The sequence below is a fragment of the Francisella uliginis genome, assembly GCF_001895265.1.
GTDB lineage: Bacteria > Pseudomonadota > Gammaproteobacteria > Francisellales > Francisellaceae > Francisella > Francisella uliginis.
This window is the reverse complement of sequence record NZ_CP016796.1, coordinates 1,870,660-1,886,892: the sequence shown is the minus strand read 5'-3', so window position 1 is coordinate 1,886,892 and position 16,233 is coordinate 1,870,660. Positions and strand designations below refer to the sequence as shown.

Sequence of the window (16,233 nt, the reverse complement as noted above, 5' to 3'; positions counted from 1 at the left end):
AAGATGAAAAAGGTATTAGTTACAGGGGCTAGTAAAGGAATTGGTAAGGCTATAGCTTTAAAACTAGCTGCTGAAGATAGACATATAACTATACATTACAATACAGATAAAGCTAGTGCTGAAAGTGTTCGTGATAGTATTCTTGAGAAAGGATATCAAGCTGATATCATAAGCTTTGATATTTCTAATAATCAGCAAACAGAGCAAGTTATCACTGAGTATATTCAAAATTATGGCGCATTTTATGGAGTGGTAAATAATGCAGGTCTTTGCATTGATACTGCATTTCCTGCTATGACAAAAGATGAGTGGTCAAATGTTATAAATACTAATCTTGATGGTTTTTATAATGTTTTGAAACCTTGTATTATGCCAATGATACAGCTAAGAAAAGGCGGAAGAATTATTACTATGGCTTCAGTCTCTGGTGTTGTTGGTAATAGAGGTCAGGTTAACTATAGTGCTGCTAAAGCAGGTATTATAGGCGCAACTAAAGCTTTGGCCGTTGAATTAGCTAAAAGAAAAATAACAGTAAACTGTATAGCTCCAGGTCTTATTGATACAGGGATGACTGATGATATTGAACATTATGATGAAATTATTAAGCATATACCGATGAAAAGAGCCGGTAAGGTAGATGAAGTTGCAAGTCTAGCAGAATATTTAATGTCGGATGCTGCTTCTTATATTACTAGACAGGTGATTTCTGTAAATGGAGGGATTGCTTAATGCATAGAGTTGTTGTTACAGGTATGTCGGGGGTGACAGCTCTTGGAAACGATATCGATACTATTTTTGATTCATTGTTAGCAGGTAAAACTGCGATTAAAAGAATGCCTTGGGATGATATACAAGGTTTAAATACTAAACTTGCTGCTCCTATAACAAATTTTAAAACACCAAATTATCCACGTAAAAAAGTACGCGGCATGGGGTTGGTTTCAAAGTTAGCAACGGTCGCAACAGAACAAGCACTAGAAGATGCCGGTTTACTAGATCAGACAGATATTTTAACTAAGGGTAGAACTGGAGTAGCATATGGATCATGCTCTGGTAGCCCGCAGCCTTTGTCAGATCTTTTGATGATTCTGACTGATAAAAAGATTGGTAACGTAAATGCAACAACATATATCAAAGGTATGAGCCATACTTGTGCAGTAAATGTTGCCTTGTTTTTTGGGTTAACTGGTAGGCTGATTCCAACATCAAGTGCATGTACTTCAAGTAGCCAAGCAATAGGATATGCTTATGAGGCCATTAAGTATGGTATGCAGGATGTAATGGTTGCTGGTGGAGCAGAAGAGCTTTGTATAAGTCAGGTGGCTATATTTGATACATTATTTGCTACAAGTCAGATGAATGATACACCAAGCATTGCACAAAAACCTTTTGATAGAGATAGAGATGGTCTTGTTATAGGTGAGGGTGGTGCTACTTTGATATTAGAGTCTTTAGAGCATGCACAACAGCGAGGGGCAAAAATTTATGCTGAAGTTGTTGGTTATGGTACAAACTGCGATGCTCAGCATGTTACACAACCAACAGCTGAAAAGATGCAAATAGCTTTAAATCTTGCTTTAGAAGATGCTCAAATCACACCAGATATGATTGGTTATGTTAATGCACATGGAACATCAACTGAAATAGGAGATATTGCTGAGAGTATTGCTACACGTGAAGTTTTTAATAGAGATGTTAATATCAGTTCACTAAAAGGTTACTTTGGTCATACACTAGGTGCTAGTGGTTCTCTTGAAGCATTATTAACTATAGAAATGATGAATAGAGGCGTGTTTATCTCTAATGCAAACTTAAAAAATGTAGATTCCAGATGTGCTAGCTTAAATTATCTGGTAAATAATCAACATATTGATACAGAATATGTGATGACAAATAATTTTGCTTTTGGTGGAGTCAATACATCTTTAATCTTTAAAAAATTCTAAAGCTTATTAATACTATAACTTATATACGTGCTTAGTTTTTTACAAAAAAATACACTCTTAATTATAAACTTGATATGATATTTATTATCTAAATTAGGTATATAATTTAATAAGGAAATTAAAATATGAAGAGATTCTTAGTTTCATTGGTTGTAGCTGGCTGTTGTATCTTACCTTTAACAAGTTATGCATCAGATGATATTTATAATATGAGTATCGAGAGTGCTATGAAATTAATGCCAGAAAAAGTAAAAAATCAATTAGGTGATTTTAAATTTTATTTTGGCAAAGATTCTAAGCCACTTACAAGTTCAGTTGTTGGGACAATACATACTAGTAATAGAACCAATGGAGTTCTAAAAAGTTATCAAAAATCATGTAATTGGGCTTTTTACTCAGCATTGATCGATCTTGAGAAGCAGGCTAAAGCTATGGATGGAAAAGGTGTAGCAAATATTGAATCTAACTGGAAAAATAATCCAACATCAAGTAATGAAACTTATGTTTGTGCAAATGGTCTTATGATGTCAGGAGTGGCATTAAAAGGTGATGTTATAAAATAGTTTCTTATGAGCACAGTTTTGATAATGCTTTAATTCCTTGTTTAGGGTTTCTCACAAAAGGGTTGTTTTTGTCCCAAGCATAGCCTGCCAAAATTGCTATGATTTGTTTTTTTATATTTGCGTTACTATTTTTATAGAATATGATGTTTTGTAAGCTTCCATCATACCAAGCATTGACAAACTCTTTAAAAGTATTAATTCCTGTATATAGTTCATCAACAAAATCTTTTTGCCAATCGACATTTACTCCTTTTAAGTGGTTATCAAGAAGATTAGCTGCTAGAGATGCAGATTTAACAGCTATTGTGATACCTGATGAAAAGACAGGATCTAAAAATTCAGCAGCATTACCAAGAAGAGCAAATTTATCACCATAGAGTTTAGAAACATTTGATGAATAGCCCTTAATCGTTTGGACATCAGATTCGAATGTTGAATTTGATGTTAGATTTGCTAAATAAGGCATCTGTTTTACAAAATCCTTTAGAATCTGAGTATTAGTATGCTTAGTGTTAAAGTTTTCTGGCTTTGCAACTACACCAAGAGAAGCTGTGCCATCAGCAAAGGGTATTAACCAATACCAAATATCTTGATGCTCTGGATGAACACTTATTAGGATTTTATTTCTATCGAAGCTTTTATCATCAATATTATCTTTAATATGACAAAAATATGATTGTCTCATAGGAAAATTAGATGGTTTTTCAAGGTTAAGTAGTTTAGGTAATACTTTTCCAAAGCCACTAGCATCAAGTATAAAATTAGCTTGTACTATATATTGTTGTTGAGTTTCTAAATTTTTAACAGTTAGAAATACATTATCTATTTGTTCAGATATACCAATAACCTCTGTATTGTAGAATATCTTAGCCCCAAGATCTTGGCTTCTATCGGCTAATGCTTTATCGAAAAGATCCCTTTTGACCTGAAAAGTATCTCCATATCCAGCAGTAAATTTTTGGTTAAAATCTATGGATACTGCATCATTATTATTGTTAAAGGCAGCACCATTTTTATGTTGAAATATTGTTTGTTGTTTAATTACATCAAGCATGCCAGCTTCTTCAAAATATTGCATAGATTGAGGCAAGAGACTTTCACCTATGGAAAATCTTGGAAATATCTGTCTTTCGATAATGATTACATTATGACCTTTTTTAACAAGTAAAGCAGCTGCAATAGAGCCGGAGGGGCCAGCACCAATTATAGCAACAGTAGTTTTTAGATTATTTTTGAGCATTTGTGCCTTTAAATATATATTTACATTATTATTTTAGCACTACTATATATTAATTAGAAACTGTATGATTAATTAGAGTGGCACACCCAGAGGGACTCGAACCCCCGCATCCGCCTCCGGAGGGCGACGCTCTATCCAGTTAAGCTATAGGTGCAGCATCTATATAATATAAGCAAAAAGGGCAAATCTCTAGTAAGTAGTTAAAGTATTTATTATTTATAATGAAGTTTCACTAAATTTTGCAATAAATACTAATGTTTTAATTGTATTTCTAAGAAAAATGTTTGATATTTTATATATTCAAATTTTCTTAAAGTGGGTTATTTTATAATATGTGGAAACATACGCCATTAAAAACAGTTTTAATATTAGCACCTATAATTTTTTGTTGTGAGTTAGCTATGGAAGCATATGTCCCAGTATTACCAATTATGGGAAAAAGCTTACATACGACACAATCCATGGCTCAGATGACAATATCAGTGTTTTTGATAATCTCAGGAGTTGGACAATTAATTTTAGGACCATTATCTGATCAGATCGGACGATATAAAGTAATTTTTATGTCAGCGATATTATTTTTAATTGGGACTTTATTTTGTATATTTTCTCCTGGAGTAAAGTTTTTAATTTTCTCAAGAGCTATTCAAGCTGTGGGAGCATGTGGGTTAAGTGTAGTAGCTTTTGTCATTATTCGAGATGTTTTTTCGGGGAAGCAAAGCTCAATGGTATATAATCTAGTTGATGCGATAGTCTCAATGTCTCCTATATTAGGACCTCCAATAGGTGTGACTTTAGCATTATTATTTAATTGGCAGTCTATCTTTATATTTTTATTTATTTTATCAATAATGACGCTTTTGATAATTATATTCTTTGTTAAAGAAAGTCTACCTGTTGAAAGAAGAAAAAAATTCTCTTTTGATATTATTTATAGATATTGGACAGTATCTAAATCTTTACAGTTTTGGGCTTATTCAATATCTGCTGTATCTGGGATGTCAGCATTTTTAATATTCTTTACAATGATTCCATATATAATTACATACCTAGAAGATCCTTATACAAAGATCTATATTATGTTTGGGTTTACTGGTATAGCTTATTTGATAGGTGCAGTATTTGCTAGCTTTATTGTCAACCATTTAGGAGTTTTTAAAACCACTATAGTTGGTATTGTGTGTGTATTTGTTGCGGGAATACTTTCTTTGGCATCTTATGTAGGTTTTGGCTTAAGTCTTTGGATGTTTTTTGCACCTTGTTTTTTTGCAGCTTTTGGCTGTGCTATTGCCGCTGGTACAGGTGCTAGCGGAAGTATGGAACCATTTTTTGAAATCGCTGGAGTAGCTTCGGCAATGTTTGGCACAATGGAGTTATCATTAAGTGCTATAGTTGTAGGCATCGCAATGTCATTTCCAGCAACTTCAGCATTACCTATTGCTTTAACAATGCTGATTACATCATCTTTTGCACTATTCTTATTGCTTATATTGAAAATTAAGAAAAAAGATCTTGATTAATTCTTTTATGCGAGAATATCAATAATTGTAGCTACTTTTGTTGATTGATCCCAGTCTATAGCATGTCCTGAATTATTGAGATAAATTACGCTTACAGCATCCTTATTTTTTACAGAAGTAATAGTTTTTTGAATATTATTAATATGTTCTATTTGATCATTTTTTGATAAAAAGATTACAGTAGGAATTTTAATATTAATAAAATTGTTAATAGAAGTTTTATTTGAAACCCAATTGTTTCTAGCAATTTTTTGTTTTGCGTAAACTTCTTTGCTAGGGAAAAGTGTACTTATATTTGGGTTTATAAATCTAGACTTTTCATTATCCAATTTCTTAGGAGTATAATGATATAGGTTATTATTAAATACATAGTTATAGATATCATCATTATTTTTAAATTTTGGAGCTTTTTTAAATTTGGCATCATCTTTGACTTTTGTCGGAAGAGGAGGTGATATTAAGAAGATTTTTTTATATGACTTAGGATTATCAAAAGCTGTTTGAAGTGCTATTGTTGAGCCCATTGACCACCCTAGAAGATATGTTTCTTTTAAGTTTAACTTTTTGATAAAGGCATTTGTATCATTAGCTAAATCATTAATAGAGTAGCTTAAATTTGAACTATCTTGATCGGTATTGATACCACGATAATCAAGAATATAAAGGTTGTATTTTTGAGACAATTTATTTATAAAGTCTTTTGGCCAGAAGTTAGCTGTAGTGCCAATGCCTGTTAGCATGATTAAGTTAAGCTTGCTTTTAGAGTTGTCAACTTTATAGTAGTGGATATTATTTTTATTTACTTCTATCTGTTTGCTTTGGATATCTAAAGCAAAAAGTTTTACTGAGAAGAATATTAGAGTTATTGATATAAAAATAAGTTTTTTCATATTTAGTAAGGCCTTATATTTAAGTGGTTAATTAAATTTTAACAAAAAATAGAAAAATTTCTTGAAAAAGAATCTTTTGACTCAATATGTAGAACTGCAGGTACTTAGAACTTAAGATTGTTCTAAGATGCAGACAAATTCAAAAACTTTAAAAAAACAATAGTCAATTTAACAAAGGAGTAAGATTGTTATGAACATTCGTCCATTACAAGATAGAGTATTAGTACGCCGTGCAGAAGAAGAAACAAAATCTGCAGGTGGGATTATCTTAACTGGTAGTGCTCAAGAAAAACCAAGTGAAGGTGAAGTTGTAGCTGTTGGTAATGGTAAAAAGCTAGAAAATGGCACTACACTACCTATGGATGTAAAAGTTGGTGATAAAGTACTATTTGGTAAATACTCTGGTAGTGAAGTAAAAGCAGGTGATGAGACTCTTCTTATGATGAGAGAAGAAGATATCATGGGTATTATTGGATAATTGAAAATACTATAAAAGTAGTACGTCATTCCGTCATGCTTGACCACGGAATCTAGCAAACATCTTGTTCAAGATATTTGCTCAATTACTACTTAGGACTAAAGATATTGAGATTCTGAATCAAGTTCAGAATGACATACAAGTTTTGAAACATTAAAAGTTTAAAAAATTCAAAGGAGAAATAAAAATGGCGGCAAAAGAAGTTTTATTTTCAGATGAAGCTCGTGCAAAAATGCTTGATGGTGTTAATACTTTAGCTAACGCTGTAAAAGTTACTTTAGGTCCTAAAGGTCGTAACGTAGTTTTAGATAAGTCGTTTGGCGCACCAAATATTACTAAAGATGGTGTGTCTGTAGCAAAAGAAATCGAACTAGAAGATAAGTTTGAGAATATGGGTGCTCAAATAGTCAAAGAAGTAGCATCAAAAACTGCTGATGTAGCAGGTGATGGTACAACTACTGCAACTGTACTTGCTCAAGCTTTACTTACAGAGGGTCTAAAAGCTGTTGCTGCAGGCATGAATCCTATGGATCTTAAAAGAGGTATCGATAAGGCAGCTGCTAAGCTAGTAGAAGAGCTAAAAGTACTTTCTAAGCCTTGTTCGGATGCTAAATCTATCGAGCAGGTTGGTACAATTTCTGCTAACTCTGATGCTACAGTAGGTAAGCTTATTGCTGAAGCTATGGCAAAAGTTGGTAAAGAAGGTGTAATCACTGTAGAAGAAGGTAAAGGCTTTGAAGATGAGCTTGACGTAGTTGAAGGTATGCAGTTTGATAGAGGTTATTTATCACCGTATTTTGCTACAAACCAAGAAAATATGACTACTGACTTAGAGAGCCCATATATCTTACTTGTTGATAAGAAAATCTCTAACATTCGTGAATTACTTCCAGTATTAGAAGGTGTTTCTAAGTCTGGTAAAGGCCTTTTAGTAATTGCTGAGGATGTAGAAAGCGAAGCTCTAGCTACTTTGGTTGTGAATAATATGCGTGGTGTGGTTAAAGTATGTGCTGTTAAGGCTCCTGGATTTGGTGATAGAAGAAAAGCTATGTTAGAAGATATTGCTATCTTAACTGGTGCTACAGTTATCTCTGAAGAGTTAGGCATGAAGCTTGAAGAAGCAGGCATGGAGCACTTAGGTACTGCAAATAGAGTACAAGTAACTAAAGATGATACTACAATTATTGATGGTGCTGGTGACAAAGAAGCTATCTCTAGTAGAGTAGCTCAGATCAAAGCAAACGTTGCTGAAGCTACTTCTGACTATGATAAAGAAAAGCTTCAAGAAAGATTAGCTAAGCTGTCTGGTGGTGTTGCTGTAATTAAGGTAGGTGCTATTACAGAAGCTGAGATGAAAGAGAAAAAAGACCGTGTTGATGATGCTCTACATGCTACGCGTGCAGCTGTAGAAGAAGGTATTGTTGCTGGTGGTGGCGTTGCTCTTATTAGAGCTCAAAAAGCTCTTGATGGCTTAACTGGTGACAATGATGATCAAAACCATGGTATCGCTCTGCTTAGAAAAGCAATCGAAGCTCCTCTAAGACAGATCGTACAAAATGCTGGTGGTGAGTCTTCTGTAGTTGTAAATGAAGTTAAAGCGAAAGAAGGTAGCCATGGTTATAATGCAGCTAATGACACTTATGGTGATATGGTTGAGATGGGTATTTTAGATCCAACTAAAGTTACTCGTTCAGCTTTACAACATGCTGCTTCAATTGCTGGTCTAATGATCACAACAGAAGCTATGGTTGGTGAGATCAAAGAAAATGCTCCAGCTATGCCTCCTATGGGTGGCGGCATGGGCGGTATGCCGGGTATGATGTAAAATCATCGATATATTTCTATAAATTATCTTTCTCATATATAAATATTTTTCAATTTACCTATAATAACTTTTATTCAATTTACAAAAATAAGAGTTATTTATGGGTTCAGTCTCAACTGATAATAAAGTTTTAGGTTTAAAAGATGTAACAATAATGGCAGTTACCGCTAACTTTGGTATTCGCTGGATACCTGTTGCAGCCTGTTTAGGAGCTTCGGCAATATTCTTTTGGATACTTGGTGCGATAATGTTTTTCTTGCCACTTGTTGTGATCGCAGTTCAGTTATCTAAAAAACATCCTGATGAGGGCGGTATTTACTCATGGACTGTTAGAGCCTTGGGTGAAAAGGCGGGTTTTATGGTAGCTTGGCTCTATTGGGTTAATACCGTATTTTACTATCCTGCTGTACTTATTTTCTTAGCAACAAATTTTGCATACTTTATTGGTAGGCCTGATTTAGTTAGCAATCACTATTATATTACAATCGTAGTTTTAACTGCTTTTTGGTTAGTGACCATTATTAGTTTTTATGGTCTTAAAGCAAACAAGTATCTAGTCGATGTCGGAGGTGTTTTAGGTTCATTTTTACCTGCGATTGCGATTATTGTTTTAGGTTTTATTGCATATTTAATGGTAGGGCAAAGTGCTACAGATTTTTCTCTAGGGAATATAATACCTCATGATAATGTTTGGCATAACCTATCAACTTTGACAATTATTATGTTTGCAATGGCGGGGATTGAAATTATTCCAACTTTTGCAAATTCAGTAAAAGATGCTAAACGTAATTTATATTATGGTCTGATGATTTCAGCTTTTATTTTATTAGGGCTATATATATTAGGAACAGTTGCTTTAAACTTAGTTGCTTCACCTGATACGATAAATAGTGCTTCTGGGCTTATGCAGGCCTTTGAAGTAATAGGTAATAGGTTTGGTTGGGATTGGTTCCCAAGGTTGATGGCTTTTTTACTTACATTTGCAGAGCTTGCTGCAGTAAGTATCTGGCTTTTAGCTCCAGTAGTTATGTTTTTTAAATGTACACCCAAAGGTATACTTCCTGAGTGGTTGCATAAAACTAATAAGCATGATTCACCTAAAAATGCTTTAATATTTATGGGAATACTTGTAACATTGATAGTTTTATTGACCAATTTCTTACCATCAGTAAACCTAATGTATCAAGCTTTAATACTTATGGCTACGGTACTTTATTTTATACCTTATCTATATTTGGTAGTTGCTTACATAAAGCTTATGGATAAGAGTTATAAATATATTCTAGGTGCTTTAGTTTTCATATCAACTTCTTTAGGTATTATCTTTAGTTTTCAGCCACCTGGAGATCTAAAAGGATTTTATGATATTGCGATATATGAATTTGAGTTGATTTTAGGGCCTATTGTGTTTATTTTGATAGGGTGGTTATTATTTAAATTTAGAAAAGTAAAGTAGTATAACTAGTATTTGTTTTTATTGATCAATATTTTGCCAGAACTTTATCAAGAGTTTTGGTTGAAAGTATTCTTTTAAATATTGACATAATCCAAGTAGCTTTTGTTATATAGTATCTCGGCTTAGGTTTATTAGTATTAATTATCTTTTCAACTACTTTAGCAACTGATAATGCAGGTTCATTAAAAGGTATAGGTTTATTCTGTCGCACAAGAATTCTATCATAGTTATTTTTATGAGCAGAGTTTTCGTAATCAACATTTTTTATAGTTTTGATAGAGTTCTCTCTAAACTTACTAGTTACAGGTCCTGTGTTTAAGCTGGTTATAAATATATTTGAACCTTGAAGCTCTAAGCGCATTGTATCAGTTAATCCTTCAATAGCATATTTGCTAGCATTATAGGCACCACGATATTTCATTGAAACAAGCCCTAATACAGAACTATGTTGAATTATCTTACCATAACCTTGTTTGCGCATTATTTTCATCGCTTTTGTTGTTAGATAGTGAAGTCCAAAAACATTTGTTTCAAACTGTTCTTTTAGGAATTTCGTTTCAATATCTTCTATAGCACCTGCTTGACCATATCCTGCATTATTAAATACTATATCAAGGGTTCCACCGGTTTTAGCTAAAATATCATCTAAAGCGTCATCTATACTTTGATAATTAGTTACATCAATTAAATATGTTTCAAAGCCTTCAGAGTTTAGAGCATCAACATCTTTTTGTTTTCTTGCTGATGCAAAAACTCGATGGCCGAGCTCTTTAAGATGAGCAGCTGTAGCATATCCTATGCCTCCATGGGAGCAGCCTGTTATTAATATTGATTGTTTTTTCATATTTTAAGCTATTTATTTTATAACTACTTGCTAGTTTAGTTTAAAATAATAATTATGTAAAACTCTATGGTTAGTATTAAATAGTTTATCATGAACTATTCTAAAGCCCGTAAGCTTGTAAAACTAAAAAAATCTCTTGGTCAAACAAAAGGTCTTAGATTTATAGAAGAGAAATTACTTAATAAGTCTCTGTGGCGTTTAAGTTATGGTTCTGTTGCAAGAGCTTTAATGATCGGCTTATTCTGGATGATGATTCCTATGCCTTTTCAAATGCTGCCAACAGTTATTATGTGTGTTTATTTAAGGGCTAATATTCCTATAGCGATAGCATGTGTATGGATTAGTAATCCAATTACATGGTTGCCGATATATTTTGCTAATTATATTTTTGGTAGTTTCTTGTTAGGGTTAAATATTAACATAGTTGATTGGCAAGTTTATGCAAGTTATATTATGCAAAATGTTAGCCAATTTTGGCGCCCTCTATATTTAGGTAGTATTGTAGGAGGTCTTATATTAGGATTAACAGCTTTTTTATTAGTATATTTAATTAAATTTTTAAGGAAGAACTAGCTTTTTTTCTTTTTGAATTTATCTAAAAATTTTTTAAAAAGTCCTTTGTTTTCAATACTTGGTTCTTCAGGTGGTGTGAAGTTTTGTTTTTTCTTTAATATTTTGACTTCTACTTCTTCACACTCTTCAGGCTCTACATCTACATGATCGTCAGTACTTTGTATATGATGATCTTTAATATGTACATATCTATTGTCTTCAAGATTTAGATTTTTTTCATCTTTGTAGGATAATTCAAGATCAGCCGTTTTGGGAATATTTGATGGTTTTATTGAGAATTTATTTGGAGAAATTATATAAACGCCATTTTCATTTTTTTGGATGAATCCTTGATCTGCTAGTTCTCTACGGTATTTGTAAATTGTACTTTTAGAGACACCGAAATTATCTGCTAATTTAGCAGGACTAACATTATTCTCTATAGCTTTTAAAATAGCTTTTTTAATTGCTAGCTCTCTTGAAGCGGGGATTTTCATACTATAATGGAAACTCTCTGTATCTAAGGGGTTATTATAGCGTAGCTTTTGATGTTATACAACTTGTCCAGCTGCCCATCCTGAAGCCCAAGCCCATTGAAAATTATAACCACCGAGCCATCCTGTAACATCAACGACTTCACCAATAAAATAGAGACCCTTGATCTTGTTGGATTCTAATGTTTTTGATGATAATTCATCACAGCTAACTCCACCTAGTGTTACCTCAGCTGTGCGATATCCTTCGGTAGTTTGAGGATATACAATCCATTCATGTAAACTATTATGAGTAGTCTCTATATCATCAGTAGATAAGTCACAAGCTCTTTTACTGAGTAGTTTTTCTGTAAAAAAAGTTGAGATAAAGTTTTTTGGAAATAGCTCTGATAATATATTTTTTATAATAGACTTTGATCCTTGTGCTTTTTTTTGACTTAAGAATTCATTAATATGAGTATTTGGTGATAGATCAATCTTGATAGGTTCGCCAGTATTCCAATATGATGATATCTGTAAAATAGCTGGTCCACTTAGTCCTTTATGCGTAAAAAGAATATTTTCATCAAAATATGTTTTATCATTAGATACTCTACAAAAAATAGAAATTCCTTTTAGTTGGGCAAATTTTTTCTGATCTTTTTGATTGAATATAAATGGCACTAGACCAGCTCTTTGAGAATTTATTTTTAAACCAAATTTTTTCGCAACTTTATAACCAAATCCAGTAGCCCCCATTGTTGGGATTGATAGCCCACCAGTAGCAATAATAATAGATTCACTTGTGTAGTTATTATCTTGAGTAGTTATATAGAATAGATCGTGTTTTTTGACTATATTTTCTACTGTTGTATGCAGCTTTATCTGAGCATTATATTTTTTGCACTCAGCTAAGAGTATATTAACTATATCTTTAGCTTTATTATCACAAAAAAGTTGCCCTAGAGTTTTTTCATGAAAGGGTATTTGGTAATCACTTACTAAAGATATAAAATCCCATTGAGTATAGCGAGATAAGGCGGATTTCATAAAATGTTGATTATCTGCGATATATCTATCAGGCGCAATATTATAGTTGGTAAAGTTACAACGTCCGCCACCAGACATTAGTATTTTTTTACCAACTTTATTGGCATGATCTAGCACAAGCACGCTACGATTTCTCTTTGCAGCCTCAATAGCACACATAAGCCCAGCAGCACCTGCGCCGATTATTATTACATCGAGTTTAGTATTTTGTATAGTCATTATAGAAAAAAATATTTTGTATTATTAATTATCTAAAAGAAAGTATATCAGTTGTTTGAATTTTTTAGGAAAAAGAAATAAAAGAAAAGTTATTAATATCTACCTTGTTGGATCATAGCTTCAGCTACTTTTTCAAAACCAGCTAAGTTAGCACCAGCAACCAGGTTGTAACCAAGGTTGTACTTACTACTAGCAAATTTACAAGCATGGAAAATGTTTGCCATAATTTGTTGTAGTTTAGCTTCAACCTCTTCAGATGTCCATGCTAGACGAGCTGAGTTTTGCGACATTTCTAAACCTGAAACAGCAACACCACCAGCGTTTGCTGCTTTACCTGGAGCTAGGTTTACTCCTTTTTTCATTAAGAAGTCTATAGCTTCATTAGTAGTCGGCATGTTAGAAGCTTCAACAATATATTTAACATCAGCTTCGATAAGTTTTTTAGCTTCTTCAACATCTATCTCATTTTGAGTTGCAGCAGGGATAGCTATATCAGCTTTTATACCCCAAGGCTTCTCACCTGGGTGCCAGCTAGCATTAAATTCTTTAGCATAATCTTGCATAGTTTTTTCACCATTACGGATTTTTAGCAAGAATTCAATTTTCTCTTCTGTAGTAATACCTTCTGGATCATGTACAAAACCCCTTGAACCAGAGATAGTAACAACTTTACCACCTAATTGCGCAACTTTTTTACATACACCCCAAGCAACGTTACCATAACCAGAAGTTACTATAGTTTTGCCTTCCATAGTTTCGCCATCATGCTTAAGCATTTCATCCAAGAAGAAGACAGCACCGTAACCAGTAGCTTCTGGACGGATTAAGCTACCACCAGATTCTAGAGACTTACCAGTTAATACACCGTTTTCAAAACTGTTACGGATTCTTCTGTATTGGCCGTACATATAACCAATTTCTCTACCGCCTACACCAATATCACCAGCTGGAACATCAATGTTTGGACCGATATGACGTTGTAATTCCATCATAAAGCTTTGGCAGAAGTTCATGATTTCTTGGTCAGTTTTGCCTTTAGGGTCAAAGTCAGCACCACCTTTACCACCACCCATAGGAAGTGTAGTTAAACTGTTTTTGAAAACTTGCTCAAAACCTAGGAATTTTATAATTCCTGAATATACGCTAGGGTGGAATCTAATACCACCTTTGAAAGGACCAATAGCACCGTTAAACTGATATCTAAAGCCTCTATTTACTTGAACATCACCTTTTCTATCAACCCATGGTACTCTAAAAGAGATGCCTCTTTCAGGCTCAACCATACGTGCTAAAATATTTTCTTCAATATATTTAGGGTTTTGTTCTAGAGCTGGCTTAAGAGTAGAGAATACTTCTTTCACTGCTTGAATAAATTCTTTTTCGTGACCGTCTCTTTTTTCAACATCAGCAATTACGCTATCAATGTATTTTTGAGCATTCATTTATGCATCTCCTTTGTGATTTATACTTATTGAGATTACTTGTTCATTTTTAAATGAGCAAATACCCTACATGCTTGATATAACAATAATAATACTATATATACAAGCTAAACTTAATATCAATCTATGATAATCCTTTATTATTAAAAATCAAATAGTATAGCTTCATATATAAAAATAAAAACACATTTAAGTTAATAGTTAAATTGATTTTGACAACAGCTCATGTAAGCTTGACTTTATTCGTATCTCAATTATAATCTCAGGTTTTTTAAAAGATGTAAGTGCCATGAAGAAATTACTATATATAATTGGCTTTTATCTAATTGCACTTAATTCTGCTAAAGCTGTTAACAGTGATAATTTCCAATCATGGAATAATATTACAGTTCTTGGTAATCTTGGGTTTGTAGATGATCGTTACTCAAAGATTCTGTATGAAATAACTTATCAGGAACGTTTGGCAAATGCATCATTAACATCTTTTCAGACACTTTACCGTGGCGGCTTGGGTTATAGTTTAAATAGTAAGCATAGTCTTTGGGTTGGAGCAGACTATTTAGTAACAAGGAATTTAGTCCCTGAAGAAGTAAATACAAACGCTATCTGGCAACAGTACTTGTATAAGGATGATTATAAAGAGCTTAAATATCTTTTCCGCGCTAGATTTGAACAACTATTAATATCAAGTGCTAATTACTTAACTCTGCGTGTCAGGTTAATGATTCGCGGTTCATATCCAATCTCAGAAAACAAAAAATGGAGTATTATTGGTTTTAATGAGTACTTCCAAAACCTTAATGGAGATGGTGTTGTAGAGAATGCTTCATTAATCCAAAATAGAGCTTTTGCGGGTTTTGGCTATAGCGCTACTAAGAATACTAATATTGAATTAGGGTATATGAATCAGTTTATTCATAGTAGTCAGAGAAATGATTTTATGGCAAATATTTTACTAGTATCATTGGTGTTCAACTTTAATTAAAAAATTATAAAGATCTTATGATTTATTTTGTGAAAATAAAATCAAACCTTAAAAGACAGATTTAGAAATGATAGATATACAAAAGATAAAAAAAGCCCATCAACTTATCGTGGTTACTACTAATGACTGGCAAAGTGTAAAGGGTAAGTTGTGGTTTTTTAATAAAGATAAGCAGGGTAATTGGTTGCCGATTAAGTTAGCTATACCCGTTGTGGTTGGTAAAAAAGGCTTAGCATGGGCAGATAGTTCCTTTCAAAAAATAGCAAAAGCTTCACTAAAACAAGAATCCGACAATAAAGCTCCAGCAGGAATTATGAATATTGGTAAAATTTTTGGTTTTGAAAATATGGAACTGATTAATAAATCTGATTATGTGAACATAGCTACAGGAATAGAATGTGTCGATGATAGTAATTCAAAATACTATAATCAGATAGTTAATGTTAATGAAGTAAAAAAAGATTGGCAATCTTCTGAGAAGATGTCAGAGATATCTTTGTATAAGTATGGGGTTGAAATTCAGTATAATAAAAATCCTACCAAACCTAGGAGAGGATCGTGTATTTTTATGCATGAGTGGCGATCTCAAGAAACAGGAACAGAAGGTTGTACAGCTATGTCAGAAAAAGATATTAAAGACATTACAAATTTATTAGTAGCTAGTAAATCACCTATATTAATTCAGTTACCCCAAGATATTTATTGTAAACTACAAGAATCATGGTGTTTACCATGTTTGTCTTAAGGAAA

The 16,233-nt window shown here is 32.9% G+C and carries 16 protein-coding genes and 1 tRNA gene; 10 read left to right on the top strand and 7 right to left on the bottom strand.

The features are described 5' to 3' along the window. Nucleotides 1-3 precede the first annotated feature (3 nt). The 3 genes from fabG to F7310_RS08745 all read left to right on the top strand — a co-directional run bounded on the left by fabG (nt 4) and on the right by F7310_RS08745 (nt 2,509). Complete coding sequence (gene fabG / locus F7310_RS08755) at nt 4-729, top strand: 3-oxoacyl-ACP reductase FabG (RefSeq protein WP_072713215.1); 726 nt, start codon at nt 4-6, stop codon at nt 727-729. Further along, on the top strand, nt 729-1,946 hold the full coding sequence (locus F7310_RS08750; RefSeq protein WP_072713214.1) for a beta-ketoacyl-ACP synthase: 1,218 nt from the start codon (nt 729-731) through the stop codon (nt 1,944-1,946). The genes fabG and F7310_RS08750 overlap by 1 nt, the downstream gene beginning before the upstream one ends. Nucleotides 1,947-2,071: 125 nt before the next feature. Continuing rightward, nucleotides 2,072-2,509, top strand: a complete 438-nt coding sequence (locus tag F7310_RS08745) for an excinuclease (protein WP_072713213.1) — start codon at nt 2,072-2,074, stop codon at nt 2,507-2,509. 4 nt (nt 2,510-2,513) lie between these two features. On the opposite strand, the gene F7310_RS08740 is transcribed toward F7310_RS08745, so the two are convergent. Beyond that, nucleotides 2,514-3,749, bottom strand: coding sequence for an NAD(P)/FAD-dependent oxidoreductase (locus tag F7310_RS08740; RefSeq protein WP_072713212.1), 1,236 nt, complete (start codon nt 3,747-3,749; stop codon nt 2,514-2,516). Nucleotides 3,750-3,827: 78 nt separating this feature from the next. After that, nucleotides 3,828-3,903, bottom strand: a tRNA-Arg gene (locus tag F7310_RS08735). A 178-nt stretch (nt 3,904-4,081) separates the two neighbouring features. Between F7310_RS08735 and F7310_RS08730 the strand changes: the two genes are divergently transcribed. After that, nucleotides 4,082-5,269, top strand: a complete 1,188-nt coding sequence (locus F7310_RS08730; protein WP_072713211.1) for a multidrug effflux MFS transporter — start codon at nt 4,082-4,084, stop codon at nt 5,267-5,269. A gap of 5 nt (nt 5,270-5,274) precedes the next feature. On the opposite strand, the gene F7310_RS08725 is transcribed toward F7310_RS08730, so the two are convergent. Further along, complete coding sequence (locus tag F7310_RS08725) at nt 5,275-6,159, bottom strand: alpha/beta fold hydrolase (RefSeq protein ID WP_072713210.1); 885 nt, start codon at nt 6,157-6,159, stop codon at nt 5,275-5,277. Nucleotides 6,160-6,349: 190 nt separating this feature from the next. Here F7310_RS08725 and F7310_RS08720 point away from each other — a divergent pair, with 190 nt between their 5' ends. From F7310_RS08720 to F7310_RS08710, 3 genes are all read left to right on the top strand, one after another. Continuing rightward, nucleotides 6,350-6,637: a co-chaperone GroES gene (locus F7310_RS08720; RefSeq protein ID WP_072713209.1), complete on the top strand. Its 288-nt coding sequence runs from the start codon at nt 6,350-6,352 to the stop codon at nt 6,635-6,637. 187 nt (nt 6,638-6,824) lie between these two features. Further along, a complete protein-coding gene (groL, locus tag F7310_RS08715) occupies nt 6,825-8,462 on the top strand; it encodes a chaperonin GroEL (RefSeq protein WP_072713208.1) in 1,638 nt (545 codons plus the stop codon). Between the two features lie 100 nt (nt 8,463-8,562). After that, nucleotides 8,563-9,918 carry an APC family permease gene (locus F7310_RS08710; protein WP_072713207.1) on the top strand — a complete coding sequence of 452 codons (1,356 nt, stop codon included), beginning with the start codon at nt 8,563-8,565 and terminating at the stop codon, nt 9,916-9,918. Nucleotides 9,919-9,943: 25 nt separating this feature from the next. Here the strand turns inward: F7310_RS08710 and F7310_RS08705 are convergent, their stop codons facing one another. Beyond that, nucleotides 9,944-10,762 (bottom strand): SDR family NAD(P)-dependent oxidoreductase, encoded by an 819-nt coding sequence (locus F7310_RS08705; protein ID WP_072713206.1) that lies wholly within the window; start codon nt 10,760-10,762, stop codon nt 9,944-9,946. A 90-nt stretch (nt 10,763-10,852) separates the two neighbouring features. Between F7310_RS08705 and F7310_RS08700 the strand changes: the two genes are divergently transcribed. After that, nucleotides 10,853-11,335 (top strand): DUF2062 domain-containing protein, encoded by a 483-nt coding sequence (locus tag F7310_RS08700; RefSeq protein WP_072713205.1) that lies wholly within the window; start codon nt 10,853-10,855, stop codon nt 11,333-11,335. On the opposite strand, the gene F7310_RS08695 is transcribed toward F7310_RS08700, so the two are convergent. From F7310_RS08695 to gdhA, 3 genes are all read right to left on the bottom strand, one after another. Then, nucleotides 11,332-11,811, bottom strand: coding sequence for an HTH domain-containing protein (locus F7310_RS08695; protein WP_072713204.1), 480 nt, complete (start codon nt 11,809-11,811; stop codon nt 11,332-11,334). The two genes, F7310_RS08700 and F7310_RS08695, sit on opposite strands and share 4 nt — an antisense overlap. 54 nt (nt 11,812-11,865) lie before the next feature. Next, nucleotides 11,866-13,056 (bottom strand): BaiN/RdsA family NAD(P)/FAD-dependent oxidoreductase, encoded by a 1,191-nt coding sequence (locus F7310_RS08690; protein ID WP_072713203.1) that lies wholly within the window; start codon nt 13,054-13,056, stop codon nt 11,866-11,868. A gap of 92 nt (nt 13,057-13,148) precedes the next feature. Further along, complete coding sequence (gdhA, locus tag F7310_RS08685) at nt 13,149-14,498, bottom strand: NADP-specific glutamate dehydrogenase (RefSeq protein WP_072713202.1); 1,350 nt, start codon at nt 14,496-14,498, stop codon at nt 13,149-13,151. A 289-nt stretch (nt 14,499-14,787) separates the two neighbouring features. Between gdhA and F7310_RS08680 the strand changes: the two genes are divergently transcribed. Beyond that, complete coding sequence (locus F7310_RS08680) at nt 14,788-15,483, top strand: DUF2490 domain-containing protein (protein WP_072713201.1); 696 nt, start codon at nt 14,788-14,790, stop codon at nt 15,481-15,483. Nucleotides 15,484-15,631: 148 nt separating this feature from the next. Further along, the gene (locus F7310_RS08675) at nt 15,632-16,228 is read left to right on the top strand and encodes a L,D-transpeptidase family protein (RefSeq protein WP_236939907.1); all 597 of its coding nucleotides are present in this window, start codon (nt 15,632-15,634) and stop codon (nt 16,226-16,228) included. Nucleotides 16,229-16,233 lie beyond the last annotated feature (5 nt).

Coding starts and splice junctions, on each gene's coding strand:
- fabG (WP_072713215.1), top strand. CDS start 4: ATGAAAAAGGTATTAGTTACAGGGGCTAGTAAAGGAATTGGTAAGGCT.
- F7310_RS08750 (WP_072713214.1), top strand. CDS start 729: ATGCATAGAGTTGTTGTTACAGGTATGTCGGGGGTGACAGCTCTTGGA.
- F7310_RS08745 (WP_072713213.1), top strand. CDS start 2,072: ATGAAGAGATTCTTAGTTTCATTGGTTGTAGCTGGCTGTTGTATCTTA.
- F7310_RS08740 (WP_072713212.1), bottom strand. CDS start 3,749: ATGCTCAAAAATAATCTAAAAACTACTGTTGCTATAATTGGTGCTGGC.
- F7310_RS08730 (WP_072713211.1), top strand. CDS start 4,082: ATGTGGAAACATACGCCATTAAAAACAGTTTTAATATTAGCACCTATA.
- F7310_RS08725 (WP_072713210.1), bottom strand. CDS start 6,159: ATGAAAAAACTTATTTTTATATCAATAACTCTAATATTCTTCTCAGTA.
- F7310_RS08720 (WP_072713209.1), top strand. CDS start 6,350: ATGAACATTCGTCCATTACAAGATAGAGTATTAGTACGCCGTGCAGAA.
- groL (WP_072713208.1), top strand. CDS start 6,825: ATGGCGGCAAAAGAAGTTTTATTTTCAGATGAAGCTCGTGCAAAAATG.
- F7310_RS08710 (WP_072713207.1), top strand. CDS start 8,563: ATGGGTTCAGTCTCAACTGATAATAAAGTTTTAGGTTTAAAAGATGTA.
- F7310_RS08705 (WP_072713206.1), bottom strand. CDS start 10,762: ATGAAAAAACAATCAATATTAATAACAGGCTGCTCCCATGGAGGCATA.
- F7310_RS08700 (WP_072713205.1), top strand. CDS start 10,853: ATGAACTATTCTAAAGCCCGTAAGCTTGTAAAACTAAAAAAATCTCTT.
- F7310_RS08695 (WP_072713204.1), bottom strand. CDS start 11,811: ATGAAAATCCCCGCTTCAAGAGAGCTAGCAATTAAAAAAGCTATTTTA.
- F7310_RS08690 (WP_072713203.1), bottom strand. CDS start 13,056: ATGACTATACAAAATACTAAACTCGATGTAATAATAATCGGCGCAGGT.
- gdhA (WP_072713202.1), bottom strand. CDS start 14,498: ATGAATGCTCAAAAATACATTGATAGCGTAATTGCTGATGTTGAAAAA.
- F7310_RS08680 (WP_072713201.1), top strand. CDS start 14,788: ATGAAGAAATTACTATATATAATTGGCTTTTATCTAATTGCACTTAAT.